We start from the raw sequence: 26,136 nt of genomic DNA on the forward strand, positions 1-26,136 counted from the left end.
ATGCGCATCTTACTCGCTTCCCGCTTTGAGTCAAGCGCTATTTTCTCGCCGCTTTCCTCTGCTGCCGGGCTGTGCCCTGACAACGAGGGCGCATTATAGGGACGCCGCGCCGGCTGGCAAGGTTTTTTTGTGACTAAAAGCGCGTTTGGCGATTAACTGCACAAACGCGCTTTTTTCACTCAGGTGCGAGGTGATATCACCAGCTTGCCGCTCACCATATCCAGTTCGATGGTTTTGCCGACTTGCACCTGCCCACTAAGGATAGCCTGGGCCAGCGGGTTTTCCACTTCCTGCTGAATGGCGCGTTTTAGTGGTCGTGCGCCGTAGACGGGATCGAACCCGGCTTGCGCGAGATGGCTCAGTAGTCCTTCGCTCAGGATAGGTTGGTAACCCATGCCTTTGAGCCGGCTCAGTAAGCCATCCAACTGGATGCGGGCGATGGACTGGATATGCTCACGGCCCAGGGGATGGAACACCACAGTCTCGTCTATCCGATTGAGAAACTCGGGGCGGAAGCTGTGTGTCAGCACCTCCATCAGGGTCTGCTTCATCTCGGCGTAGCTCAGTTGGCCATGCTGTTCCTGGATGAGATCCGATCCCAGGTTGGAGGTCATGATCACCACGGCGTTGCGAAAATCCACGGTGCGACCCTGACCATCGGTGAGCCGACCATCATCCAGCACCTGCAAGAGTATGTTGAACACATCCGGGTGGGCCTTCTCCACCTCGTCCAGCAGGATGACGGAGTAAGGCTTGCGCCGCACCGCCTCGGTCAGGTAGCCGCCTTCCTCATAGCCCACGTACCCAGGAGGCGCCCCTACCAGGCGCGCCACGCTGTGCTTCTCCATGAATTCCGACATGTCGATGCGCACCATGGCATCCTGGGTGTCGAATAGAAACTCGGCCAGCGACTTGCACAGCTCTGTCTTGCCCACCCCGGTGGGACCGAGGAACAGGAAGGAGCCGATGGGACGCATGGGATCCGACAGGCCGGCCCGGCTGCGACGAATGGCATTGGCCACCGCCTGCACCGCCTCGTCCTGCCCCACCACCCGCTGGTGTAGCTGCTCCTCCATCCGCAGCAGTTTCTCCCGCTCGCCTTCGAGCATGCGGGCCACCGGGATGCCGGTCCAGCGGGCCAGCACCTCGGCGATCTCCGCGTCCGTCACACGGTTGCGCAAGAGTTTCTGCTCATGCATCTCGGCAAAGGAGGCCAGATCCAGCTGCTTCTCCAAATCCGGAATTCGGCCGTATTGCAGCTCGGACATGCGCGCCAGATCACCGGCCCGCCGGGCGACCTCAAACTGCTGGCGCGCCTCTTCCAGTTCGGCCTTGATGTGCTGCGTGCCGGCCAGCGCTGCCTTTTCGGCCCGCCAGACCTCTTCCAGCTCGTTGTACTCCCGATCCTTGTCCACCAGCTCGCGGTTCAGCGTTTCCAGGCGTTGCACGCTGGCCGCATCCGACTCCTTAGTCAGGGCCTGCTGCTCCATCTTCAATTGAATGATGCGTCGCTCCAGGCGATCCAGCTGCTCTGGCTTGGAGTCGATTTGCAACCGGATGCTGGCAGCCGCCTCGTCAATGAGATCGATGGCCTTATCCGGCAACTGACGATCCGAGATGTAGCGGTGGGACAGGGTCGCCGCCGCGACTATGGCGGGGTCTGTGATCTGCACATGGTGGTGCAGCTCATAGCGCTCCTTGAGCCCACGCAGGATGGCGATGGTGTCCTCTACGCTGGGTTCGTCGATCAACACCTTCTGGAAGCGCCGCTCCAGCGCCGCATCCTTTTCGATGTACTGGCGGTACTCATCCAGGGTGGTGGCCCCCACGCAGTGCAGCTCCCCCCGGGCCAGAGCGGGCTTCAACATATTGCCGGCATCCATGGCGCCTTCGGCCTTACCGGCCCCCACCATGGTGTGCAGCTCGTCGATGAAGAGGATGATGTTGCCCTCCTCCTTGGCCAGTTCGTTGAGCACCGCCTTCAAGCGCTCCTCAAACTCACCGCGATACTTGGCACCCGCCACCAAGGAGCCCATGTCCAGCGACAGCACCCGTTTGTGCTTGAGCCCTTCAGGTACCTCGCCGTTGATGATGCGCTGGGCCAGGCCTTCGGCGATGGCGGTCTTGCCCACCCCCGGTTCACCGATGAGCACTGGGTTGTTCTTGGTCCGCCGTTGCAGCACCTGTATGGTCCGACGGATCTCCTCGTCCCGGCCAATCACGGGATCCAGCTTGCCGGCCTCGGCCCTGGCGGTGAGATCTATGGTGAATTTTTGCAGGGCCTGGCGCTTCTCTTCGGCCTCCGCATCATCCACCTTGGCGCCACCGCGCACCTCGTTGATGGCCTTGTCCAGCCCGGCCTTGTTGAGCCCGACCTGCTTGAGCAGTTCTCCCAACCCGCTGCGATCCTCCAGCGCCGCCAGCACGAACATCTCGGAGGAGATGAACTGATCTCCCCGCTGCTGGGCATACTTGTCACACAGGTTGAGCAACCGGCCCAGCTGGGGAGAGATCTGCAGATCCCCGTCGGTACCACTGACCTTGGGCAGCCGATCCAGGGCCTGATTGAGCTGAGTACGCAGTTGATTGACGTTGCCCCCCGCTAGCGTGAGCAGCGGGCGCACCGAGCCCCCCTCCTGATTGAGGAGGGCGAGCATCAGATGGATGGGTTCGATGAACTGATTATCCCGGCCCAGTGCCAACGACTGGGCGTCGGAGATGGCCACCTGGAACTTGCTGGTGAGACGATCAAGACGCATGTCACTACCCCTTTCTTAAATCATGGCGACGACCATTGTCGTCGCGGTTAAGCATAAGATGGGGGTTAGCGAATGGCTTTCAAGGCCACTTTTTGTGCTTTTATGACATCAGCCAGATCAGCCCGGCCATGCGCCCGGTTTGGCCGTCACGACGATAGGAATAGAAACGCTGGGCATCACTATGAGTACAGAGATCCCCGCCTGACACCTGACCAACACCAACGCTAGCCAGCCGCTGACGCGCCAGCAGGGGCAGGTCGGCCCACCACTTGCCCGGCACATGGGGATGAAAGGCCGCGACAGCGGCCGGATCCCGCGCCAAAAAAGCAGCCCGCACCTCGTCCCCCACCTCAAAGGCCTTGGGTCCGATGGCCGGGCCCAGCCAGGCCAGCAGCTGCTCGCCCGGCACCCCCATGGCCTGCACCGTCTGCTCCAGCACGCCATCACACAGACCGCGCCAACCGGCATGGGCGGTGGCCACCACGCTGCCGGCCTCATCGCACAGCAGTACTGGCAGGCAATCTGCGGTCATCACGGTCAAGGCCTGGCCTGGCAGGCGAGTGATGGCGGCATCCGCGCGGGGCGGCTGTTGGGGGGCCACCGCCTGACAATCGAACACCGCTGTGCCATGTACCTGCTCCAGCCACAAGGGCTCGCTTGCCAGCCCCAGCATCTGCCGCAAATGTTGGCGATTTTGCGCCACGTCAGCGGGGGCATCGGCCACATGGTTGCCCAGGTTGAGGCCGGCATATACCCCCTGGCTGATGCCGCCATCCCGGGTGGTGAAGCAGGCCTGCACCCGCGCCGGCGCCGGCCACTGAGGGCGGATCAGATCCATACGATGTCATCCGGGTGGGCGGCGGTATCGGCCCGCAGCACCTCCAGCAACTCCACCATGTCCGCCGGAATGGGGGAATGCCACTCCATCAGCTCACCCGTGATGGGATGCTCCAGACGCAGCATGGTGGCATGCAGGGCCTGACGCTTGAAGCCGCGCAGCGCCTCGGTCAGCTCGGGGGTGGCCTGACGAATGGGCCGCAGGCGGCCGCCGTACACAGGATCCCCTACCAGGGGATGCTTGATGTAGGCCATGTGCACCCGGATCTGGTGAGTCCGCCCCGTCTCCAGCCGCAAGCGCAACCGGGTATGGGCACGGAACTTCTCCGCCACCCGGTAGTGGGTCACCGCCGGCTTGCCCATGGGGTTGACGGCCATGTGGGTGCGCAGGGTGCTGTGCCGGCTGATGGGCTCGTCTACCGTGCCACCGGCGGTCATGTGCCCCACGGCGATGGCTTCGTACTCGCGGGTGATGTCGCGGCGCTGCAGTGCATCCACCAGGTGGGTCTGGGCGGGGATGCTCTTGGCCACCACCATCAGGCCGGTGGTGTCCTTGTCCAGGCGGTGCACTATGCCCGCCCGCGGCACCTCGGCAATCGCGGGGTAATGGTGCAACAGGGCGTTGAGGACGGTACCATCCGGCGTGCCGGCTCCCGGATGCACCACCAGACCGGCGGGCTTGTCGATCACCAGGATGTCATCGTCCTCGTAGACGATATCCAGCTCGATATCCTGGGGCAGCCACTGATGGGCCTCCTCTATGGTGGCCAGGATGCGGACCTGCTGGCCTTCCATGACCTTGTCTCTGGGCTTGTTGGCGACCTGACCATCCAGGGTCACCATGTCCTGCAGGATCCACTCCTTGATCCGGGTACGCGAGTAGTCTGGAAACAGGTCTGACAGGGCCTGATCCAGGCGTTTGCCGTAATGTTGGGCGTCAAAAACCCCGGTTAGTTCAATGGCGTGACTCATGCTCGATCTCTGGTTGACTGTATTCTGGCGACTGCCAAGAATGGGCTATTCTAGCTTTTCTTTTGTCCGAGCTTAACGGATACTTCTGCAATTCTGCCAAACCGGATCCGATGCAATGCTGAAGAAGTCTAGCCCGCTACTGGCGCTTGTCCTGATTTCCGGCCTGATGTCAGGCTGTTCTTCCTCCTCCTCCAAGCCCGCCATTCCGGACGAACCGCCGGAAGTGCTGTTCCAGCAAGCCCAGTTGCAACTGGACTCCGGCAACTATGCCAAGGCGGTGGAGGTGCTGGAGGCGCTGGATAGCCGCTACCCCTTCGGCCCCTATTCCAACCAGGTACAGCTGGATCTGATCTACGCCTATTACAAGAACGCCGACACCGCCCAGGCCATCGCCAACATCGACAGATTTATCCGTCTGAATCCGGCTCACCCGGATATCGACTATGTGTTCTACATGCGCGGCCTGACCAACATGCAGGCGGACTATAACTTCTTCCAATCCGTGCTGCAGATGGATCGCTTCGATCGTGACCCTGGCTATGCCCGTCAGGCCTTCGCCGATCTCAAGCGTGTGCTGGTGAGCTACCCCAACAGCAAGTATGCCGCCGATGCCCGCAGCCGCCTGATCTACCTCAAGGATCGCCTTTCCCGCTACGACCTGGCGGTGGCTGACTTCTACATGCGCCGCAAGGCCTGGCTGTCTGCGGCCAACCGCAGCAAGTACCTGCTGGAAACCTATCCGGACACCCAGGCGGTGGAGCCGGCGTTAGAGATCATGGTCAAGGCCTATGACAAGCTGCAGATGCCGAACCTGGCCGACCACGCCCGTCAGGTGCTGGCCACCAACTACCCGAACAACAGCCTGGCGCGCAAATCCTGAGCCACCCGCTGAACTGAACAAAAACGGCGCCTTTAGGCGCCGTTTTCATTACCATACCCGTGACTAGCGGGCCAGGTAGTGACTCAGGAAGTCATCGAAGCTCAGGTGATCCGCCGCCTCGATGTCGGCCTGCTTGGCCAGGGAGGCCGTTGCCTCCTCGGCAAAATACTCCTCATCCCAGAACCGCAGCGGCTCCTCCAGCAGCTGCTGGCCATAGCGCTCCGCCAGCTGCCGCCCCAGCACACCGTTGTCCAGCTCCCCGGCCAGCAGGGTATCCAGCAGGCGGGCAGACAGGGTCAGGCTGGGATCCCGCAGCCAGGCTCTGTGCTGCTGCAGGGTCAGCTGGTACTGGATGCGGCCGTAGGCCTTGTCCAGCAGCTCGGCCACCAGGGCCAGCTCATCAAACAGCTGTTCCCCCCAGTCCCGCAGGCTCAGTTCGCCTCGCTCACTTTCCAGCTGCAGCCCGGGGCGCCGGCCCTCCAGCACCACCTTGTTGAGATTGCGCCGGTTGCGGGCCATCTCGGCCTCATCCAGTGCCGGAGACGGCCGCAGCAGACACCAGACCAGGAACAGATCCAGGAAGCGCAGCTGCTCGGCCTCCACGCCCAGAGGCGAGAAGGGATTCACATCCAGGGTGCGCAGCTCTATGTATTCGATGCCGCGCCGCTCCAGGGCACACAGGGTGCGTTCGCCGTTGCGCAGGCTGCGCTTGGGCCGAATGGGCGCGTACAGCTCGTTCTCCAGCTGCAGCACCTTGTCGTTGAGCTGACGGTATTCGTCCCCTTCCTTGACGCCGATGGCGGCGAATTCAGGCGCCGAGGTATGCAAGGCGCGGCGCACGCTGCCCACGTAGCTGGCCAGGTTGTCATGGTTGATGGAGAGCACCGACTGGGCCTTGTTGGTGTAGCCCAGATCCGATAGCCGCAACGAGGTGGCGTAGGGCAGATACAAGGTACCCTTGCCCAGGCTCTGGAACGGCAAACTGGTCGGCCGACCATTGAGGAAGGAACTACACAGGGCCGGCGAGGCACCGAACAGATAGGGCACCAACCAGCCGAAACGATAGACGTTGCGGATGAGCCCCATGTACCCATCGCTGATGAACCGTTTGCACTGGCACTTGGCGGCCTGGATCTCCTGCCACTCGCTCCAGAAGCTGTCGGGCATGGAGAAGTTGTAGTGCACCCCGGAGATCACCTGCATCAGGCTGCCATAACGGTGGTGCAGCCCCTGGCGGTAGAGGGTCTTGACCCGCCCTTCGTTGGAATGGCCGTACTGGGCCAACCGGATCGGCGTCTGGTCACCGATGAAGCAGGGCATGGACAGCGGCCAGAGCCGCTCCTGCCCCAGGTGCCGCAGGGCATGCCGATGAATGTCCCCCAGCTGGTTCAGCAGACTCTCCATGGAATCCGAGGCCGGAGTGATGAACTCCATCATGCTCTCGGCATAGTCGGTGGTGATGTGGCTGTGGGTCAGCGCCGCCCCCAGACCGGCGGGATGATCCTGCATCGACAGACGGCCCTCTGGGGTGATGCGCAACGCCTCACGCTCCAGACCACGGCGGATACCCCGCAGGGAAGAAAGACGATCCGCCGAACTAAAGCCACTGAGCATGTCGGTCAGGGAAAGACAGGTTGCCATAGGTTTCCTTACAAGGCGGCCATGCCGCCCCGGTTAGGGCGCCCGCATGCGGGCCCAGGCCGCTCTTAGGGAGCGGCCACTGAATAGAGGGGAAGGTGGAGCCTGGCGAGGGATTTTTCAAGGGCCTGGCCATCCCCCACCACCACAATCACCATCTGTGCCGGATCCAGCCAGCGGGCGGCGGCCTGCTGCAAGGGCGTCAGGCTCAAGCCCGCCAGCAGGGCCTGCTGCTGGCGACCGGTATCCGCCGGCAGATCATCCAGCAGCAGCTGCATCAGGTAACCCGCCTTCTGCCCCAGGGTCTCGTAGGCCATGGCATCCTGCAGCGGCAGGGCCTGCTGCATCTGCTTGAGCTCCGCCTCAGTGGGCCCCTTGGCCGCATACTCTTGCAACAGCCGCAGCGCCTCTTTGATGGCTGGAGCTGTGGCATCCTGCCGCACCTGGGTACTCAGCACATACTCGCCACCGTGCCGGTCGCTGCCAAAGCCGGCACTCACCCCATAGGTGTAGCCCAACTGCTCCCGCAGCCGCAGGTTCAGGCGGGAGTTGAAGGCACCGCCCAAGGGATAGTTGGCCAGGCGATTCATAAAGTCCGCCCCCAGGGCATCAAACGGCAGGGCGGTACGGCCGATGCGGATCACAGATTGCGGTGAGCCCGGCTGATCCAGCAGGTAGATGCCCGGCTTGGCCACGCTGTGGCTCGGCTGCGGTTTGGCCGCGCCGCGCCCACCGGCCAGCGGGCCCTGTCCTAAAAAGGCCAGCTTGGGCAGCAGCTCGGCTTGGGTGATGTCCCCCACCACCACCAGTTTGGCCTGGCGGGCGCCGTAGTGGGTGCGATAGAAGGCCTGCACGTCCGCCAGACTGTAGCTGGCCAGCTGTGCCGGGCTCCCCAGATCGGGCTGCCCCTGGCGCTGCGCCGGGCCATACAGGGTGCGCGCTAGGGTCTGATCCGCCAACCAGACCGGGGAGCGCTGTGCCTGGGCCTGGGACTGCAGCAGCTGGGCCTTCACCCGGGCAAAATCCGCCTCACGAAAGCCCGGCTGCTGCCAGATCTCCTGCAGCAGGGCCAAGGACTCATCCAGATGGGTCCGGAGGCAGCTCAGCTGCACCAGGGTGTAATCCTGCCCCACCGACAGGCTGAGGCTGGAGCCCAAGCGCTGCAGCCTGTCACTGAGCTGCTCGCTATCCAGGGTCACACTGCCCTGACTCACCACCCGGGCGGTCAGCTCCGCCAACCCCAGGGTCTGGGGCGTCTCCGCCTGCCGCCCGCCGGGCAAGGCCAGCAACAAGGAAATCGCCGGGATCTCGTGTTGCTCGCTGCCCAGCAGGGCGATCTCCTGGCCCAGGCTGGCGCGCCACAGGGTCGGAGGTGGATTGCCCTTCCAGGCACCAGCCGCCGGCGGCTGGGCGCGCTGGCCGTCCGGCACGGGCCGTTGCGGCAAGGGTTCGCCTTGTGCCCGCGGCCAAGCGGTGACCGGCTGAGTAACAAAGTCCGCCGGCGCCGCCGCCAGGCCCGTCTCCCCGCGTGGAACCACGCTCAGTACCACGGCCGGCGCCTGCTGCACATAGCGCCGATAAACCTGTTCCACCGCCTCCGGCGTCACCTGCCCCATGGCCTGCAAGGCCTTGAGCTCATAGCGGGGATCGTCGTGCAGCACCTGGCCGCTGGCGAGCACCGTCATGCGGCCAGACACACTCTCCAGCCCCCAGACGGCGGAAGCCTGCAGGCGCCCCTGGATGCGCGCCAGTCCATCGGCACTCACCTGCCCCAGCTGGGGATCGGCCAAGATCTGCTGGATCTGGTGATACAGGGGGGCCAGGCTGGGATCCTGCTGGGGATTGGCATAGGCCCAGATCTCCAGGCTGCAGGCCAGCTCGCCGCAGCTGTGATTGGCCCCCGCACTCACCGCCAAGCCGGTCTTGACCAGTTGCTGGTAGAGCAAGGAGGTGCGCGAACCGCCCAAGCGGTCAGTCAGCACATCCATGGCCGCCTCGTCCGCCTGCCCGGACCAGACGGTGGGGATCGCCATGTAGAGCAGCGGCAGATGGACATCGTCCTCCTGAGTCAGATGCCGGGTGCGGGGCAGCCAGGCCGGTTGCGGCGCCAGCCGACTGGGCTCGGGCCCGGGCTGAATATCGCCGAAGTAGTGCTGCACCCAGGCCAGGGTCTGGGGCACATCGAGGTCACCGCCAATGGCCAGGGTGGCGTTGTTGGGGCCATACCAGCGCAAAAAGAACTGCTGCACATCTCCCAGGGTGGCGCTATCCAGATCTTCCACCCGACCTATGGGTTGCCAGGCATAGGGGTGAGACGGCGGATAGAGGGCCGCAGAGAGCTGTTCACGCACCCGGCCATAGGGCTGGTTGTCGTAGTTCTGCCCCTTCTCGTTCTTGACGGTGGCCCGCTGAATATCAAATTTGTGCTGGCTCAGGGCAGGCAGCAAAAAGCCCATGCGATCCGACTCCAGCCAGAGCACCCGTTCCAGCTGATTGGCCGGCACCGTCTCGTAATAGCGGGTGAGATCCCGGCCTGTCTCCCCGTTGGCATCGCCCCCGACGCCCTGTACCAGGGCGAAGTGCTGGCCATTTTCCACATGGGCCGAGCCCTGGAACATCATGTGTTCGAACAGGTGGGCAAAGCCGGTCATGCCGGGCACCTCGCGGGCGGAGCCCACATGGTAGGTCACCTCCACATGCACCAGGGGATCGGAGTGGTCCACATGCAGCAACAGGGTCAGGCCGTTATCCAGCCGATAGCGCTGGTAGCTGATGTCCTGACTGCCCGGTGCCGCCTTGTGCTCATCCAGCAGGCGGATGTCTGCCCAGGCCAGCGAAGCCCACAGCCAACCCAACACCAGCAGCCACAGGCGTACCACGCCCTTGTTCCCCACACTCATGCTCACGCCATCCTTCATATCAGACTCATGATCCCCGCCACCACCAGGTAACGGGTGCCCTTGCCCAGGGCGATCAACACGCAGGCCAGGGGCCAGCCGCAGCGCAGCCAGCCGGCCAGCAGGCAGAGGCCATCCCCCACCAGTGGCAACCAGGCCAGCAGCAGACTCCAGGGGCCGTAACGCCGCAGCCAGGCCAGGGCCCGTTGCTGGCCCCGCTTATCAAACCGCTCCGCCCCCCAACGGCCCGCCAACCAGACCCCCAGCGCGAAGGTGGTCAGGGAGCCCAGGGTGTTACCCAGGGTGGCCAGACTCCACCAGTACCACAACTGCTCCGGCTGCTGCTGCACCAGGGCCGCCAGCCACAGTTCGGAGCCGCCCGGCAGCAGGGTGGCCGAGGCAAAGGCGGCGACAAACAGGCCGCTGCCGGCGCCCAGTTCAAGCATGGCGGAGCACCCGGGCCAGCCTCAGGGGGGAGATAAAACCGCAACAGGGAAGGGATGTCATGCTCTGGCTCTCACACTACATTCGGCTCAGAATAAGAGAGCGAAGAATAACAAGGGATTAACGAGGACGCGATGAGTCGTTTGTTTCTATTGCCGCTGTTGCTGGCCCTGATGTGGTGGGCCTTCTTGTATTACTTCCGCATCCCCTGGCGTAAGGGGCTCACCGGCTTCTACTGGATCATCGGCCTGGGTGGCGGCCTGGCCGCCTTCCTGAGCCTGATGATTTGGCTCACCCACTAGCCGGGCTCCAATAGTTTTCCATCATCACCTGCCCCGGCGCCCGTCGGCGATGGCGGGCAAAGCCCAGTGTCTCCAGCGTGGCCAGGCTGTCGGCCACCATGTCCGGGTTACCACACAGCAGGACGCGATCCTGCGCCGGATCCAGGCTGATGCCCAGCAGCCGGCACAGGGTCCCCTCGGCCAAGGCCTGAGGAATGCGCATCGGTAGGGCGTCGGGCCAAGGCTCACGGGTCACTAGGGGCTGGTAGGCAAAGCGCGTCCCCCATTGGCGGGCGTATTGGGCAATCAACTCGGGATAGACCAGCTCGGCCCCCTCCCGCACCCCATGCACCAGAACTAGCCGCTCAAAGCGACGGGCCACGGCGCCGTCACTGAGCAGGGAGAGAAATGGCCCTATGCCGGTGCCGGTGGCCAGCAGCCAGAGCCGGCCACCGACGGGGATTTCGGACTCGGTGAGAAAGCCGCTGGCCTGAGGCGCCAGCCAGAGGGTGTCCCCCGCCGCCAGTTGCCCCAGTGCAGGGCTGAGCCGCCCGCCCTGCACCCGCACCAGCAGGAACTCATGATGATCAGAACTGGGGGAATTGACGAAGGAGTAGGCCCGCGCCAGCCGCTCGCCGGCCAGGTCGAGAGCCAAGCGGGTAAACTGACCCGCCTGGTAGGCCGGCAGATCCGCCTGCACCTGCAAGGAGAACAGCTTGTCACTCCAGTCACGTCGGCCGATCACCCGACCCTGGATCCACTCTACCATGGCTCACCCCCTGTTTTTTCACAGGGTAGATGGATTTTGGGCAATAAAAAACCCGCGACAAGCGCGGGTTCTTTATCAGCAGTGCGCGATTACTCGGCAACCACTTCCACCTTGACGGTGGTCTTAACGTCAGCGTGCAGCTGCAGGGCGATGTCGTATTCGCCGGTGTAGCGCAGGGCGCCTTCGGGCATACGAACTTCGCTCTTGTTCACAGCAACACCGGCGGCGGTGACGGCATCAGCCACGTCACGGTTGCCGATGGAGCCGAACAGCTTGCCTTCGTCGCCAGACTTGGAGGCGATAACCACCTTCAGGGCTTCGATTTGGGCAGCACGAGCCTGGGCAGCAGCCAGTTGGTCAGCCAGCTTGGCTTCCAGCTCGGCGCGACGGGCTTCGAACATTTCCAGGTTAGCCTTGGTGGCCATAACAGCCTTCCCTTGCGGGATCAGGTAGTTACGGGCAAAACCAGACTTAACGGTGACCTTGTCACCCAGACCGCCCAGACGAGCGATCTTATCGAGCAGAATAACTTCCATTACCTTTCCTCGGTATGTGTTGAGTTAGGCCCAGACGCCGATTACTTGTTGTGCAGATCGGTGTACGGCAGCAGAGCCAGGTAACGAGCACGCTTGATGGCGCGTGCCAGTTGACGCTGATACTTGGCGCGGGTACCGGTGATACGGCTCGGTACGATCTTGCCAGATTCAGTGATGTAGTTCTTCAGGGTAGCGATATCTTTGTAATCGATCTCGGTTACGCCTTCAGCGGTGAAGCGGCAGAACTTGCGACGACGGAAATAACGTGCCATTTGCAGTGATCCTCTTAAGTACTCTGTAATTACTCAGCAGCGGCTTCAGCAGCAGCACCTTCTTCCGCGCGATCGTCGCGGCGGCCTTGGCGCTCTTCGCGTGCCTTGGCCATCGGAGAGGCTTCGGTCACAGCTTGCTTGGTACGCATGATCATGTTGCGGATAACGGCATCGTTGAAGCGGAAGTTGTTTTCCAGCTCGTCGATCACAGCCTGTTCGGCCTCTACGTTCATCAGCACATAGTGAGCCTTGTGCAGCTTGTCGATGGGGTAAGCCAGTTGACGACGGCCCCAGTCTTCCAGGCGATGGATCTTGCCACCGGAAGTTTCGATCGCGCCGGTGTAACGCTCGATCATACCGGCAACCTGCTCGCTCTGGTCCGGATGAACCATAAAGACGATTTCATAATGACGCATGGATTGCTCCTTACGGGTTAGTAGCCTTCGTTGAGGCTCGGTCGGGCCGTCGAAGGCAAGGAACTTAGTTGGTGTGTTGACCGATTTAAGGCGCGCTATTGTACGTGGGGCAAGGGGCGGTGGCAATCCCTGTGTCGATTTTGTCACCGCCCGCAGGCTGGCAGGCTCAACGGCGCTGGCGCACCGCTTCAAACAGGCAGATGCCGGTGGCCACGGAGACGTTGAGGCTGGAGACGGCGCCGGCCATGGGGATGCGGATCAGCTGATCGCAATGCTCCCGGGTCAGGCGGCGCAACCCTGTGCCTTCGGCGCCCATCACCAGGGCCAGGGGCCCGGTGAGCTTGGCATCGAACAGCTGGTCATCGGTCTCGCCGGCGGTACCCACCACCCAGATGTTGCGCTCCTGCAGCTCCCGCAGGGTACGAGCCAGGTTGGTGACCTGGATGAAGGGCACGGTTTCGGCGGCGCCGCAGGCCACCTTGCGGGCGGTGGCGTTGAGGCTGACCGACTTGTCCCGCGGCACTATCAGGGCATGGATCCCAGCGGCATCGGCGCTACGCAGGCAGGCCCCCAGGTTGTGGGGGTCGGTGACACCGTCCAGCACCAGCAGGAAGGGCTGGGGCTGCTTGTCCAGCAGATCCCACAGATCCGCCTCTTCGTATTTTTTGCCTTCCTTGATGCGGGCAATGATGCCCTGGTGGATGGCGCCTTCGGCCTTGTCATCCAGGGTCTTGCGCTGGACAAACTGGATGCTGACACCGTACTTGCGCAGCAGGTTCAGCAGGGGCAGCAGGCGGTCATCCTCCCGCCCCTTGAGGGCCCAGGCCTCGATGAAGCGCTCGGGCGCCGTGTCCAGCAGGGCGGTGACGGCATGGATGCCGTAGATCATCTCGCTACTCATTTCTTCTTCTTGCCTTGACGTTTCGCCTTGGAGGGCGCCTTCTTGCCGGCGTCCGCCTCCTGTTTCCTGGCCTTGTTGCGCTTGTCGGCCCCCTCTTTGGCCTGGCTACGGCGGGCTTCGATCTCTGCCAGCTTCTGCCGCTGGGCCTTGGCCCCCTTGCCGCTGAAGGTTAACCCCTCCTCCACCAGCACGAAGTCGATCTTACGATCATCCAGGTTGACGCCCATCACCTTGACCCGCACCTTGTCCCCCAGCCGGTAGACCCGGCGGAAGTTCTGGCCGATCAGGGTCTGGCGGCCCGGGTCGAACTGGTAGTAGTCGTTGGTCAGGGTGCTGATGTGCACCAGACCGTCGATGTGCAGATCCGCCAGGCGGACGAACAGGCCGAAGCCGGTGACCGAGGCGATGACGCCGTCCAGCTCATCCCCCACGTGATCTTGCATGTATTCGCACTTGAGCCAGTCCGCCACATCCCGGGTGGCCTCGTCGGCCCGCCGCTCGGTCATGGAACACTGCTCGCCCAGGGGCGCCACCTCGTCGTACTGGTAGTTGTAGCCGCCAGTGGGGGTCCACTTGTGCTTGGGTTTGCCCTGCTCCTTGGCCAGCTGGTACTTGATGGCCCGGTGCAGCACCAGATCCGGATAGCGGCGGATGGGTGAGGTGAAGTGGGCGTAAGACTTGAGCGCCAGGCCGAAGTGGCCCTGGTTGTCGGCGCTGTACACCGCCTGCTGCATGGAGCGCAGCAGCATGGTATTGATGAGCTCCGCATCGGGTCTGTCGTGCACCAGCTCCGCCAGATCGGCAAAGTCCCGCGGCTCGGGCTCCAGACCGCCCTTGAGCTCCAGCCCCAGCTCGGCCAGGAAGTGGCGGAAGGTCTCCAGCTTCATCTCGCCGGGCCGCTCGTGGATACGGAACAGGGTGTCGGCCTCGTGGTGCTCGATGAAGCGGGCCGCCGCCACGTTCGCCTGTATCATGCACTCTTCGATGATCTTGTGGGCGTCGTTGCGGATGAGCGGCACTATGCGCTCTATCTTGCGCTGGGCGTTGAACACGAAGCGGGTCTCATCGCTCTCAAACTCCACGGCGCCACGGTGTTGACGATTACGCTTCAGGGCGTGATAGAGCTTGTGCAGCTCTTCGAGGTGCGGCACCAGGGGGCCGTAATGCTCCCGCAGGCGCAGATCCCCGTCCAGAATCGCCGCCACCTTGGAGTAGGTGAGACGGGCGTGGGAGTTCATCACCCCCTCGTAGAAGCGGTAGCCGGAGAGCTTGCCCTGGGCGGAGATGGTCATCTCGCACACCATGCACAGGCGATCCACCTGGGGATTGAGCGAGCAGAGGCCGTTGGAGAGCACCTCCGGCAGCATGGGGATCACCTGCTCGGGGAAGTAAACCGAGTTGCCGCGCAGCGCCGCCTCCTTGTCCAGCGGCTGTCCCGGCCGCACATAGTAGGAGACGTCGGCGATGGCCACCCACAGGCGCCAGCCGCCTGCGGGCTTGGCCTGACAGAAGACCGCATCGTCAAAGTCCCGGGCGTCCTCGCCATCTATGGTCACCAGGGGGATGCCCCGCAGATCCACCCGGCCAGCCTTGGCCTCTTCTGAGACCTCTTCGTGGAGGTCCTTGATCTGGGCCAGCACCTCGGCGGGCCAAACGTGAGGGATGCCATAGTTGCGGATGGCCACCTCGATCTCCATGCCCGGCTCCATGTGGTCGCCCAGCACCTCGATCACCTCCCCCACGGCGTTGACCCGGGCGGTGGGCCGCTGGGTGATGCGTGCCACCACCATCTGGCCCTGACGGGCGCCCAGGTTCTTGCCGGCGGGGATCAGGATATCCTGATCCAGACGGCTGTCGTCGGGCACCACGAAGCAGACTTCGTTCTCGATGAAGTAGCGGCCGACGATCTCCAGCTCGCGGGATTGCAGCAGGCGCACCAGACGGGCTTCCTGCCGCCCCTTGGCATCGGTACGGGTGGGCTGCACCAGCACGAAGTCACCGTGCATCAGGCCGCTCATCTCCCGCGGGCCCAGGAAGAGATCGCTGCCGCCGCCTTCGGGCCGCAGGAAGCCAAAGCCATCCTTGTGGCCCAGCACTGTGCCCTTCACCAGGTTCATGCGCTCCGGCAGGGCGTAGCTCTTGGCCCGGGTGAACACCAGCTGGCCGTCGCGCTCCATGGCACGCAAGCGGCGCCGCAAGGCTTCCACCTGGTCCTCGTCCTGCAGGTCAAACTCGGCGACGAGCTCGGCGTGGGAGACCGGAGTCTTGCGCTGCTCCATGATGGAGAGGATGAACTCCCGGCTGGGAATGGGATTGTCGTATTTTTCGGCTTCGCGAGCCAGGAAGGGGTCTTGGGGGGAAATATCTTGAGAAGACATAAATCGGCAGGCCTGTCAGAATTTTGAGGGACGTCAAAAGTATAACGAAAGCACAGAGCCATTGGCAGCGACGATTTCACAGACAACCCGCGCACGCCAGCTTACACTGAGCCAAATGCCGGCCCGCGGTGCCGTAAGGTAAGAGAACGTACATGTCCAAAGACAGCTTTACCGAAGCCAGTGCCTACTTGAAACAGGCGCTGCCCTTGATGATCAAGTACCAGATCCCCACCACGCCCACCAACTATGCGGTCTGGTACACCTATGTGGCCCAGCGCAATCCGGGCCTAAGCCAGGCCATCGATGACTCCATCCGTCAGCAGGGCCACTGCTCCGCCCATACCAGCGAGCGGCTCTACCAGCAGCATGTGGCCGATGAAGCCAGCCAGAGCATTGAGCAGACCAAGCTCAGTCTGGAGGCCATGCTGCTGGAGCTGGGCGCCACCATGGCCGACACCCTGAGCGATACCGGCCAGTTCCAGCAGGTGCTGGAGAACAGCTTCGCCAAGCTCACCCGCTTCGAGAGCGAAGGCCTCTCCATCGAGGAGACCACGGGCCTGGTACGGGAGCTGATCCAGGGCAGCCGGGACATCAGCCAGAGCACCCGGCTGTTTACCTCCCAGCTGGCCGAGGCCAACAAGGAGATCGCCGAACTCAAACAGAGTCTGGCCAAGAGCCGGGAGCTGGCCTATCAGGATGCCCTCACCGGCCTGCTCAACCGCCGCGCCTTTGACGAGGCGCTGCGGGGCTACCTGACCAGCGACAGCCCCTTCAGCCTGGTGCTGATGGACATAGATCACTTCAAGCGGCTCAACGACCAATACGGCCACCTGTTCGGCGATCAGGTGCTCAAGGCCCTGGCCCGCCGGCTGAGCGAGGCCTGCAAGGATGGGGAGGTGGCCTACCGGATCGGTGGCGAGGAGATGGTCATAGTGCTGCCCAAGCGCAATCTGACGGTGGCCCGCCAGTTTGCCGAGGCGCTGCGCCGCGCCATCGAACGGCTGAGCATCATGGACAAGCGCAGCGGCGAGCGGGTCAGCCGCATCACCGCCTCGTTCGGCGTCACCGAGTTTAAGCCCAGCGACGACTACGAGACCCTGATGCGCCGGGTGGACGATCAGCTCTACCAGGCCAAGGCTCTGGGCCGCAACCGCGTCATGCCCATGAGCCTGTAAGCCAGGACGCCATAGACAAGGGCCCGCGGCAACTGCTGCGGGCCCTTGTCATTCACGACCACGATTAGGGGCGCCGCACCTGGGCATCCAGCTCGGCCAGCTTGGCCAGCATCAGGCTGCGGATCTCGTCACCATGCTGACGCACCGACTCACGTTGCCAGCCCTCGGTGGACACCGCCGGCAGCATCTCGACGATCACCTCGCCATTGTCCCAACGGTTGAGGTCGATCTGGTCGGCATAGCTGGAGGCCACCACGGGCACCACGGGCACCTTGGCCTGCAGGGCGGTGTGGAAGGCGCCGGTCTTGAACGGCAGCATGCCGCGGCCCTTGGAGCGGGTGCCCTCGGGGAACATCCAGACCGAGATGCGACGACCACGGATGCGATCCACCACCTGCAGTATGGTGTCGATGGCCTTGCTGCGGTTGCCCCGGTCGATGAGGATGTTGCCCCCCAGGTAGAACAGGGCGCCGAACAGCGGGATCCACAGCAGGCTCTTCTTGCCCACCGCCACCACACCGGGCCGCACCGCCCCTGTCATCACCATGATGTCCCAGTTGGTCTGGTGGTTGGCGGCGTAGATGGCTGGCCCCAGGTTGCGGCATTGCTCGGGGATGATGACCTTGACCTTGATGCCCAGCAGCGGGCAGGCCAGGTGCAGCCCCCAACGGGAGAGCAGGTAGCTGTTGTTGCGATGGCGCGGTCGGGCCAGGCACAGCAGCAGGCCCAAGACAAACCAGCACACCATCAAGATGCCCAGCAATACGATGCGGAAAAACTTAAGCATGGTGATCCCTCTAGATGAAGAGGCCGCAGTATAGCGGCCTCGGCAGGGGTTGGCGATGGAGCCTCACGCGGAAGCCCCCTCCTCGATGACGGGTTCAATCTTGTCCACCCGCTGCAGACCACGGGGCAGCTTGGCGCCCCGCCGGCCCCGCTCGCCCCGATAGTGGGCCAGATCGCTGGGCTTCAAGGTCAGCTTGCGCTTGCCGGCATAGAGCACCACGGACTGATCCTCCCGCACCAGGGCCAGCTGACTGACGAACTCCTCGCGGCTGGCCAGCTTGGCACTGCTGATGCCCATCATCTTGTTGCCCTTGCCCTTGGCCAGCTCAGGCAGGTCCTGCAGGGGGAACAGCAGCATGCGGCCGTCGGCACTGATGGTCAGACAGAGGATGCCGTCGCCATCGGGCACCGGCTGGGGCGCCATCACCTCGGCCCCCTCGGGGATGCTGAGCAGCGCCTTGCCATTCTTGTTCTTGCTGATGAGATCGCTGTAGCGGCAGACGAAGCCATAGCCGGCATCGGAGCAGAGCAGATAGCGCTGCTCCTCCGGCGCCAGCAGCACATGGCGGGCCTGCTCGCCGGGGTTGAGGCTGCAGCGACCGGTGAGCGGCTCGCCCTGGGAGCGGGCCGATGGCAGCGTGTGGGCCTCCATGGCATAGGTGCGGCCCTGGTTGGTGAGAAACACCGCCTGCTGGTTGCTGCGACCCGGCGCCGAGGCCAGATAGCCGTCCCCCGCCTTGTAGGAGAGGCCGGCCACATCCACCTCGTGGCCCTTGGCCGCCCGCACCCAGCCCATCTCGGACAGCACCACGGTTACCGGCTCACTGGGGGTCAGCTCCTTCTCGGTGAGGGCCTTGGCCTCCTCGCGCTCGATGAGCGGAGAGCGGCGGTCGTCGCCGTACTTCTCGGCATCCGCCAGCAGCTCTTTCTTCAGCAGGTTGCTCATGCGCCGCTCGGAGCCCAGCAGCTGTTGCAGCTGCTCCCGTTCCTTGGCCAGCTCATCCTGCTCGCCGCGGATCTTCATCTCTTCCAGGCGGGCCAACTGGCGCAGCCGGGTGTCGAGGATATAGTCGGCCTGGGCCTCGGTGAGCTCGAAGCGGGCCATCAGCACCGCCTTGGGCTCGTCCTCGGTACGGATGATGTGGATCACCTCGTCCAGGTTGAGGTAGGCCACCAGCAAACCATCCAACAGGTGCAGCCGGCGCTCCACCTTCTCCAGCCGGTGTTGCAACCGGCGGCGCACGGTTTCCCGGCGGAAGGTCAGCCACTCGGTGAGCAGCTGGGGCAGGCTCTTGACCTGGGGCCTGTGGTCCATCCCCAATATGTTGAGGTTGACCCGGTAGCTCTTCTCCAGATCCGTGCTGGCGAACAGGTGTTGCATCAACTGCTCCACATCCACCCGGTTGGAGCGTGGCACTATGACGATGCGGGTCGGGTTCTCGTGATCCGACTCATCCCGCAGATCCGTCACCATGGGCAGCTTCTTGGCCTGCATCTGGCCGGCGATCTGCTCCAGCACCTTGGCGCCGGAGGCCTGGTGCGGCAGGGCGGTGATGATGATGTCGCCCTCCTCCACCTGGTAGACGGCGCGCATCTTGATGGAGCCCTTGCCGGACTCGTAGATCTTGGCGATCTCGTCCCGCGGCGTGATGATCTCCGCCGCCGTGGGGTAATCGGGCCCCTGGATATGGTCCATCAGCTCGGCCACCCCGGCCTTGGGGTTGTCCAGCAGGGCCACACAGGCGTGAGCCACCTCGCGGGCATTGTGGGGCGGAATGTCGGTGGCCATGCCCACGGCGATGCCGGTGACGCCGTTGAGCAGAATGTGCGGCAGGCGGGCCGGCAGGAACAGGGGCTCCTTCAGGGTGCCGTCGAAGTTGGGGCCCCACTCCACCGTGCCCTGCTCCAGCTCGGAGAGCAGCAGTTCGGAGAACTTGGACAGCCGCGCCTCGGTATAACGCATGGCGGCGAAGGATTTAGGGTCGTCCGGTGCCCCCCAGTTGCCCTGACCGTCCACCAGGGGATAGCGATAGGAGAAGGGCTGGGCCATCAGCACCATGGCCTCGTAACAGGCCGAGTCGCCGTGGGGATGGTACTTACCCAGCACGTCCCCCACGGTACGGGCGGACTTCTTATGCTTGGCCAGGGCCGAGAGGCCCAGTTCGCTCATGGCGTAGATGATGCGCCGCTGCACCGGCTTCAAGCCGTCGCTGATATGGGGCAGGGCCCGATCCATGATCACGTACATGGAGTAGTTGAGGTAAGCCTGTTCGGTGAAGGTATGCAGCGGCAGCCGCTCCACGCCTTCGAGGCTCAGTTCGACATCACTCATGATGGTTTCTGCTAATTCCGGTTGGCTGCCCGACGAGGGCCTGGCGCCATAATGACACGTTGCGCGCCTAGACTACCATCGCCGCCAGGAATTCGAGCAAGAAAAAGGTGAGAGACGACACAGGCTTAGCTTTAAAACGGCGGTTTTCAACGCCTTAGCCGCGGGCGCGGGCCTGCAGGTAATGCCGCAGATCCGCATCGTCCTCGCGGATATGGGGGGCGGCGACCTCCTGCAAGAATTGGGTGATGAGATCCGCCAGACTCACCCGTCCCTTGTGGTATTGCCGCAGCAGGGCATCCGCCTGCTGCTCAATCTGCTGGTGATGCTGGCGATGCGCATCCAGGTGGGGGTAGTGCTGCTCGGCCATCAGCTGCTCTTCGCAGCGAAAGTGCGCCCGGGTCTGGTGATCCAGCGCCGTCAGACTGGCCAGCAAGGCCGTTTCGTCAGCCGAGGATGCCAGCAAAGACTCCAGCTGGGCCAACTGGCTGGCCAGCTCCTGATGCTGGTGATCCAGCAGGGGATGCCCGCTGAGATGGACGGACCAACGATGATGGGATGCCACCAGATTAAACTCCTGTCATTGCCTGCCAGAGACCATAGCACATGGCCATAGCGTCCACCGGGGAATAGCCTCCAGATGATCCGCCCCGGGATCCATGCTCTAATAACGCGCAGTCCCCTATGCCGAGGTCATCATGCAAGACACCCCCCAGCTGAGCACAGACGAGCTGCTCGATCATGCCTATGAAATCTTTCTGGAACTGGCCGCCGACAATCTGAGCCAGGAGCAGATCGCCCTGTTCAATGCCGAGTTCGAAACCCGCGGTGCCTTGGGTGACAGCGAACCGGATGCCGATTGGCAGGAGTACCTGGACTTCGATCTGGATCCCGCCCGCCATGTGGAGATCTGCATCGGCCTGCTGGGGGAGGATGAGGAGTTCGACACCCTGTTCGCCCGCCTGCTGATGAGCCGGGATCCGGAAGATCGCCATTGCCAGATCCAGTGGCAGGAGCGCTAAGCGGAACATCCGCCGACGTCTCAATTTGACTCCCAACGGCTTGGGTCCAGGCCTCCCCTTGCGCTAAGGTGCAGGCAGCTTATCAAGGAGGATGTGACCCATGCTGTTTCTTGCCACCCTGCTGGGCCTGGTGCTGCTCGCCGGCCTGTTCATCGCCACCCAGTACAACCGTCTGGTCACCCTCAAGGGGCGTTACGAGAATGCCTTCGCCCAGATCGCCGTCCAGCTCAAACGCCGTTACGATCTCATCCCCAATCTGGTGGAGACGGCCCAGGGCTACCTGAGCCATGAAAAAGAGACCCTGAGTGCCGTCACCCAGGCCCGCAACGAGGCCCTGGCCGGCCTGCAGGTGGCCAGGGCCCAGCCCGGTGAAGCCGCCGCCCTGGCCACCCTGAGCCAGGCCGAAGGCCGTCTGGGCCAGGCCCTGGCCGGTTTCAGCCTGAAGGTGGAGGCCTATCCCGAGCTCAAGGCCAACGAGACCATGGCGCAGCTGAGTGAGGAACTCGCCTCCACGGAAAACCGCATCGCCTTCGCCCGCCAGGCGTTCAATGATGCCGTGACCCTGTACAACATACAGCGGCGCAGCTTCCCCACCGTGCTCTTGGCCACGACCCTGGGCCACCCGCAGGATGCCAGCCTGCTGGAGATCCCCGGCGACGAGCATCAGGCACCGCCCAAGGTCAGCTTCCACTAAGTCGCCGCCATGCTGGATTTTTTCGAACAACAGGACAGCGCCAAGCGCCGCAGCCTGTGGTGGCTGCTGCTCTATCTGCTGGGGCTGGCCCTGGTCTCCGGCCTGACCGGCTTGCTGTTTCTGGCCGCCCTCAGCACCGACTTCTGGCGTGGCGGCAATGCCGGCTCGCTGCTGGGCGCCAGCGTCGCCAGCCTGGCCGGCATGCTGCTGTTTTGCGCCTTTCGCTACATCAGCCTGTTGCAAGGCGGCCGCAAGGTGGCCGAGGCCCTGGGGGCTCGCCCCGTGCTGCCCGCGCCGGAGGATCCGCTGGAGCGGCGCTTCGCCAACGTGGTGGCGGAGATGGCCATCGCCGCCGGCCTGCCCATGCCCGGCCTCTACCTGCAGGAGCAGGAGCCGGGGATCAACGCCTTCGCCGCCGGACACACCCTCAATGATGCGGTGATCTGCGTGACCCGCGGTGCGCTCAATGCCTTGAACCGGGACGAGCTGCAAGCTGTGGTGGGGCATGAGTTCAGCCACATCCTCAATGGCGACATGCGGCTGAACCTGCGGCTCACCGCCGGCCTCTACGGCCTGGTGGGGCTGGGTCAGCTGGGTCGCCAGCTGTGGCATGGCAGCGGCAGCCGGCGGGGGCGCGCGGGTCGTGGCACCCTGCTGGGGCTGGGGCTCATGCTGCTGGGTTATGTGGGGCAACAGTGGGGCCGCCTGATGCGCGCCGCCGTCAGCCGGCAGCGGGAGTTTCTGGCCGATGCGGCGGCGGTGCAGTTTGCCCGTCACCCGCAGGCCCTGGCCAACGCCCTGAAGAAGGTGGGCGGCCATCAGTACGCCTCCCTCATCTTTCACACCGCCGGCGAGGAGTACAGCCACCTGTTTTTTTGCCAGGGTCTCAGCAGCACCTTTGCCGGCTTGTTTGCCACCCATCCGCCCCTGGCCGAGCGTATCCGCCGGCTGGATCCTGCCTGGGATGGTCGCTATCTGGCCCCGGATCCGGCCGATCCCGCCCCCGAGCCCCCGTCCCGTGCCGAGGTAGCCCAGGCCTGGCTGAAGGAGGCGCCGGTGAGCGCGGCCCTGGCTGGCGCCCTGGCCATCGCCCAGGGCTCAGCCCCCGCCCCCCAGGCTCCCGCCCCCCGGTTGCTGGAGACGGATCCCGATGGCTGGCTGGCGGTGCTGCCCGCCGACAAGGTGACGGCGGCCCGCGACCCTTGGCTGGCTCGCCAGCTCATCTTCGCCCTGCTGCTGGACGGCGACGAGACGGTTCGGCGCCGGCAGCTGGCGAACCTCACCCGGGCCGAAGAGGTGACGGCCCTGGCCACGCCGCTGACTCGGCCCGGCGAGCGGCTGGCCCTGCTGGAGCTCTGCCTGCCGGCCCTGCGCCAGCAAAGCCCCCAGCAATACAAGGCGTTCCGCGAGGATCTGTTGCAGCTGATGATGGCCGACGGCCGGTTGGCGGTGGGCGAATGGCTGGTCTACCGGCTGCTGACCCACCAGTTGGACAGCCATTTTGGCCGCCGGGCGGCACCTGTGGTGCGTTATCACAAGCCGGCCCAGCTGACCGACGAGCTGACGGTGCTGCTCAGTGCCCTGGCCCAGCAGCTGGCCAGCCCATCGGCGCCGGCGGAGCGGCTGTTTGGCCTGGCCTGCAACCAGCTGGGACTCTATCGTCAGCAACTGCAACCCGAGCCGTCGGTGCGGGAATTGGCCTGCGCCCTGACTCAGCTGCAGCAAGCCAGCGAGCCACTGCGCCGCCGGGTGCTGCAGACCCTGAGCAAGCTGATCGCTCTGGACCGGCAGGTGAGCGAGCCGGAGCTGGAGTGGTTCCGCCTGCTGGCCATCTGTCTGGACTGCCCCACCCCGGCGCCGCGATTGACGACAGGGCGCCGCTGACCATGACGCAGCAAAAAGGCCCGACAGGGCCTTTTTGTTTACACGCCAGACGGCATCAGTTTTGGGCCGCCGGACGGGCACCACGCAGCTCATCCGGGGTGATGAAGCCATCGCCATTGCGATCCAGGGTCTTGAAATCCCCCTTGGCCGCCTGACGGGCACTCATGCGCTCCTGATGCAGCTTGAGCAGAGTGTCGTATTCGGCAGCGCTCAGCTGACCATTGCCATCCTTATCGGCCTGATCGAACAGACTGTTGTTCGGCCGACCCTTGCCCTGGTTGCCACCCTGACGAGGGCCGTAACCCATGCCGCGAGCCTTGTCGCCATACCCGTAACCGCGACAGTCCCCGATGCCATAGGGCACGTCATCGTCATCCATCATGGGGCCATAACCCCGGCCACGCCCCATGCCATAGGGCATGTCATCGTCATCCATCATGGGGCCATAACCCCGACCGCGCCCCATGCCATAGGGCATGTCATCGTCATCCATCATGGCCAGGTGCGCCTGACGCAGCTGATCCAGGGTGATGTAGCCCTGTTTGCCGGTATCCAGTTGCTCAAAGGTCGGCAGCTGGGCCTGACGCTCCGCTAGACGCTGTTGCATCAGCGCCATGTGGTCGCTTTGCAGCTTGCGCAGCGCCTCGTATTCGGCCTGATCCAGCTGACCGTTACCGTCCTTGTCTATCTGGCCCAGCATGTAGCCGCCGAGGAAGGCGTCATCTCGCCCCCCTTGCCGTGGTGCTTGGCCATCACGCCCCTTCCCCCACAGGGCCGCCATGGCGCCACGCCATTCGTCCCGGGTGATGTAGCCTTGCTTCTTGGTATCCAGATCGGCAAACGTGGGCAGCTTGGCCTCCCGTTGCGCCATCCGGGTTTGATGCAGTTGCTGCAGGGTGGCGAATTCGGCTGGGCTCAGCTTGCCATCCTTATCAGCATCCGCCTGCAGGAACGGAGCCGGGCTGCGGGGCGTGATGGCCGTGGCGGGTGCCTGATCCACCGCCCAGGCTAGCGTGCCACCAGTCAATACGCTCAGAACCAGCAATGCAGTGAGTTGTCTTTTCATGATGAGTCACCTCCTCTTCTCGATGTGATCTGAGTATGGGAGCTGGCTGTCGCAGAACTATGTCGTCACGCGCCTAAGTTGTGACAAAGGGTGACAGGGGTTTACGGGCGTATCTCTATGGGGGTTCCTTCCTTGACCACCTGCCACAGTTCGTCCATGTCACCATTGAGCAGGCCGATGCAGCCATTGGTCCAGTAGGAGGACTGCACCCCCAGCGCTTCACTGCCGTTGGGCTGACCGTGGATCAGGATATCGCTGCCCGGTGACACGCCACGGGCCTGAGCACTGCGGCGATCTTCCTCATTGGGATAGGAGATGTGCAGCGCCTTGTAGAAACGGGATTGGGGCCGCCGGGCATCTATGGTGTAACGCCCCTCCGGGGTTCGACCATCCCCCTGCTGCAGCTTGTGGCCCAAGGGGTTGGAGCCCAGGGCCACCCAATAACGTTTGATGGGTTGGCCCTGATGATAGAGAACCAGGCTATGACGCGCCTTCTCCACCACGATGAGATCCACATCCGGCGGCACAAACCAGGCCGCCTGCACCGGCAGGCTGCACAGCAGGAACAGCCAGACAGCGAGTCGCCTCATAGGCCGCTGGCCGGAAATTGCTGCTTCAGCTGACCCAGCAGCTGATCCAGAATGCGCACCATGCGCGCCTGCCGCTGCGCCGGATCCATGCTGGCAGGCATCACATCGCTCTGCACCGCCCCGCGCCAGACCGAGCGACCGCTCTGAGCATCCACCAGATCCAGCACCATGGCTCCCTTGGGGTAGCGACTACTGCCGGCATAACCGGGGTTCAACCCCCAACGCTGCTGCAGATCCGCATCGGTCAGCAACTTGTCCGTCCCCAGTTCGAAGCGAAAGCGATAGCGAGCCTGATCGCTGGCGGTGATGGGCAGTCCCCCCTCGATCAGGCGCTGGGTCAGCAGCAGGCTGATCTGGTTCTCCACATTGGCCGCCGCCGTGGCATCCTCTAGCCAGACATGGTTGCCCTGAGTCGCCACTGCGAAGCTCGGCTCAGCCGCCAAGTGTGTCTGGAGGCCACCAGAGACCACCACCAAGGGCAACGCCGAAGGCGGAACCTGAGAGGGTGGTGCTGACTGGCAGGCCGTCAGTAAGCTGAACAGGGCAATCGTAGGCAGTGACTTGGTCATGATGCTCTCCGTTAAAAGGACGTTGCAACTCTAGCAGCCCA

The 26,136-nt window shown here is 63.8% G+C and carries 24 protein-coding genes; 6 read left to right on the forward strand and 18 right to left on the reverse strand.

The annotated features are described in order from the left end of the window. Nucleotides 1–179 precede the first annotated feature (179 nt). The 3 genes from clpB to rluD all read right to left on the reverse strand — a co-directional run bounded on the left by clpB (nucleotide 180) and on the right by rluD (nucleotide 4,568). Nucleotides 180–2,759: an ATP-dependent chaperone ClpB gene (gene clpB / locus ABD847_RS14840; protein WP_345014422.1), complete on the reverse strand. Its 2,580-nt coding sequence runs from the start codon at nucleotides 2,757–2,759 to the stop codon at nucleotides 180–182. A gap of 100 nt (nucleotides 2,760–2,859) precedes the next feature. Then, nucleotides 2,860–3,597 carry a peptidoglycan editing factor PgeF gene (gene pgeF, locus ABD847_RS14845; RefSeq protein WP_345014424.1) on the reverse strand — a complete coding sequence of 246 codons (738 nt, stop codon included), beginning with the start codon at nucleotides 3,595–3,597 and terminating at the stop codon, nucleotides 2,860–2,862. Beyond that, entirely contained in the window at nucleotides 3,588–4,568 is a 981-nt protein-coding gene (gene rluD, locus ABD847_RS14850) for a 23S rRNA pseudouridine(1911/1915/1917) synthase RluD (RefSeq protein ID WP_345014426.1), read from the reverse strand. Before rluD ends, pgeF begins: the two co-directional genes overlap by 10 nt. A gap of 115 nt (nucleotides 4,569–4,683) precedes the next feature. On the opposite strand from rluD, the gene ABD847_RS14855 reads away from it, so the two are divergent. Beyond that, a complete protein-coding gene (locus ABD847_RS14855; RefSeq protein ID WP_345014427.1) occupies nucleotides 4,684–5,448 on the forward strand; it encodes an outer membrane protein assembly factor BamD in 765 nt (254 codons plus the stop codon). 63 nt (nucleotides 5,449–5,511) lie between these two features. Here ABD847_RS14855 and gshA read toward each other — a convergent pair whose 3' ends face one another. The 3 genes from gshA to ABD847_RS14870 form a co-directional block, all read right to left on the reverse strand. After that, nucleotides 5,512–7,089: a glutamate--cysteine ligase gene (gene gshA, locus ABD847_RS14860; RefSeq protein WP_345014429.1), complete on the reverse strand. Its 1,578-nt coding sequence runs from the start codon at nucleotides 7,087–7,089 to the stop codon at nucleotides 5,512–5,514. A 65-nt stretch (nucleotides 7,090–7,154) separates the two neighbouring features. After that, on the reverse strand, nucleotides 7,155–10,004 hold the full coding sequence (locus ABD847_RS14865) for a M16 family metallopeptidase (RefSeq protein ID WP_345014431.1): 2,850 nt from the start codon (nucleotides 10,002–10,004) through the stop codon (nucleotides 7,155–7,157). After that, entirely contained in the window at nucleotides 10,001–10,429 is a 429-nt protein-coding gene (locus ABD847_RS14870; protein ID WP_345014433.1) for a YqaA family protein, read from the reverse strand. The genes ABD847_RS14865 and ABD847_RS14870 overlap by 4 nt, the downstream gene beginning before the upstream one ends. A gap of 132 nt (nucleotides 10,430–10,561) precedes the next feature. On the opposite strand from ABD847_RS14870, the gene ABD847_RS14875 reads away from it, so the two are divergent. Next, nucleotides 10,562–10,729: a hypothetical protein gene (locus tag ABD847_RS14875; protein ID WP_345014435.1), complete on the forward strand. Its 168-nt coding sequence runs from the start codon at nucleotides 10,562–10,564 to the stop codon at nucleotides 10,727–10,729. On the opposite strand, the gene ABD847_RS14880 is transcribed toward ABD847_RS14875, so the two are convergent. From ABD847_RS14880 to rnr, 6 genes are all read right to left on the reverse strand, one after another. Beyond that, nucleotides 10,719–11,477: a ferredoxin--NADP reductase gene (locus ABD847_RS14880; protein ID WP_345014437.1), complete on the reverse strand. Its 759-nt coding sequence runs from the start codon at nucleotides 11,475–11,477 to the stop codon at nucleotides 10,719–10,721. The two genes, ABD847_RS14875 and ABD847_RS14880, sit on opposite strands and share 11 nt — an antisense overlap. Before the next feature lie 89 nt (nucleotides 11,478–11,566). Then, entirely contained in the window at nucleotides 11,567–12,013 is a 447-nt protein-coding gene (gene rplI / locus ABD847_RS14885) for a 50S ribosomal protein L9 (protein ID WP_345014439.1), read from the reverse strand. A gap of 41 nt (nucleotides 12,014–12,054) precedes the next feature. Then, nucleotides 12,055–12,285, reverse strand: coding sequence for a 30S ribosomal protein S18 (gene rpsR, locus ABD847_RS14890; RefSeq protein WP_345014441.1), 231 nt, complete (start codon nucleotides 12,283–12,285; stop codon nucleotides 12,055–12,057). A 29-nt stretch (nucleotides 12,286–12,314) separates the two neighbouring features. Then, on the reverse strand, nucleotides 12,315–12,701 hold the full coding sequence (gene rpsF, locus ABD847_RS14895; RefSeq protein WP_345014443.1) for a 30S ribosomal protein S6: 387 nt from the start codon (nucleotides 12,699–12,701) through the stop codon (nucleotides 12,315–12,317). 166 nt (nucleotides 12,702–12,867) lie between these two features. Beyond that, on the reverse strand, nucleotides 12,868–13,602 hold the full coding sequence (gene rlmB / locus ABD847_RS14900) for a 23S rRNA (guanosine(2251)-2'-O)-methyltransferase RlmB (RefSeq protein ID WP_345014444.1): 735 nt from the start codon (nucleotides 13,600–13,602) through the stop codon (nucleotides 12,868–12,870). Then, a complete protein-coding gene (gene rnr, locus ABD847_RS14905; RefSeq protein ID WP_345014520.1) occupies nucleotides 13,599–15,965 on the reverse strand; it encodes a ribonuclease R in 2,367 nt (788 codons plus the stop codon). The genes rlmB and rnr overlap by 4 nt, the downstream gene beginning before the upstream one ends. A 167-nt stretch (nucleotides 15,966–16,132) precedes the next feature. Here rnr and ABD847_RS14910 point away from each other — a divergent pair, with 167 nt between their 5' ends. After that, nucleotides 16,133–17,155 carry a GGDEF domain-containing protein gene (locus ABD847_RS14910; protein ID WP_345014446.1) on the forward strand — a complete coding sequence of 341 codons (1,023 nt, stop codon included), beginning with the start codon at nucleotides 16,133–16,135 and terminating at the stop codon, nucleotides 17,153–17,155. Nucleotides 17,156–17,219: 64 nt separating this feature from the next. On the opposite strand, the gene ABD847_RS14915 is transcribed toward ABD847_RS14910, so the two are convergent. The 3 genes from ABD847_RS14915 to ABD847_RS14925 form a co-directional block, all read right to left on the reverse strand. After that, entirely contained in the window at nucleotides 17,220–17,942 is a 723-nt protein-coding gene (locus tag ABD847_RS14915) for a 1-acylglycerol-3-phosphate O-acyltransferase (protein ID WP_345014448.1), read from the reverse strand. 63 nt (nucleotides 17,943–18,005) lie between these two features. Continuing rightward, nucleotides 18,006–20,273, reverse strand: coding sequence for a DNA topoisomerase IV subunit A (parC, locus tag ABD847_RS14920; RefSeq protein ID WP_345014450.1), 2,268 nt, complete (start codon nucleotides 20,271–20,273; stop codon nucleotides 18,006–18,008). A gap of 154 nt (nucleotides 20,274–20,427) precedes the next feature. After that, complete coding sequence (locus ABD847_RS14925; protein WP_345014452.1) at nucleotides 20,428–20,835, reverse strand: bacteriohemerythrin; 408 nt, start codon at nucleotides 20,833–20,835, stop codon at nucleotides 20,428–20,430. Nucleotides 20,836–20,968: 133 nt separating this feature from the next. On the opposite strand from ABD847_RS14925, the gene ABD847_RS14930 reads away from it, so the two are divergent. The 3 genes from ABD847_RS14930 (at nucleotide 20,969) to ABD847_RS14940 (ending at nucleotide 23,870) form a co-directional block, all read left to right on the forward strand. After that, nucleotides 20,969–21,292: an HI1450 family dsDNA-mimic protein gene (locus tag ABD847_RS14930; RefSeq protein WP_345014454.1), complete on the forward strand. Its 324-nt coding sequence runs from the start codon at nucleotides 20,969–20,971 to the stop codon at nucleotides 21,290–21,292. Nucleotides 21,293–21,392: 100 nt separating this feature from the next. Beyond that, a complete protein-coding gene (locus tag ABD847_RS14935) occupies nucleotides 21,393–21,986 on the forward strand; it encodes a LemA family protein (RefSeq protein ID WP_345014456.1) in 594 nt (197 codons plus the stop codon). A 9-nt stretch (nucleotides 21,987–21,995) separates the two neighbouring features. Continuing rightward, nucleotides 21,996–23,870, forward strand: a complete 1,875-nt coding sequence (locus ABD847_RS14940) for a M48 family metalloprotease (protein WP_345014458.1) — start codon at nucleotides 21,996–21,998, stop codon at nucleotides 23,868–23,870. Nucleotides 23,871–23,925: 55 nt separating this feature from the next. Here ABD847_RS14940 and ABD847_RS14945 read toward each other — a convergent pair whose 3' ends face one another. The 3 genes from ABD847_RS14945 to ABD847_RS14955 all read right to left on the reverse strand — a co-directional run bounded on the left by ABD847_RS14945 (nucleotide 23,926) and on the right by ABD847_RS14955 (nucleotide 26,095). Then, on the reverse strand, nucleotides 23,926–24,936 hold the full coding sequence (locus tag ABD847_RS14945; protein WP_345014460.1) for an EF-hand domain-containing protein: 1,011 nt from the start codon (nucleotides 24,934–24,936) through the stop codon (nucleotides 23,926–23,928). A gap of 101 nt (nucleotides 24,937–25,037) precedes the next feature. Continuing rightward, nucleotides 25,038–25,526 carry a L,D-transpeptidase family protein gene (locus ABD847_RS14950; RefSeq protein WP_345014462.1) on the reverse strand — a complete coding sequence of 163 codons (489 nt, stop codon included), beginning with the start codon at nucleotides 25,524–25,526 and terminating at the stop codon, nucleotides 25,038–25,040. Next, complete coding sequence (locus tag ABD847_RS14955; RefSeq protein WP_345014464.1) at nucleotides 25,523–26,095, reverse strand: DUF4136 domain-containing protein; 573 nt, start codon at nucleotides 26,093–26,095, stop codon at nucleotides 25,523–25,525. Before ABD847_RS14955 ends, ABD847_RS14950 begins: the two co-directional genes overlap by 4 nt. Nucleotides 26,096–26,136 lie beyond the last annotated feature (41 nt).

This window comes from Pseudaeromonas paramecii, assembly GCF_039540575.1.
Taxonomy (GTDB): Bacteria; Pseudomonadota; Gammaproteobacteria; order Enterobacterales; family Aeromonadaceae; genus Pseudaeromonas; species Pseudaeromonas paramecii.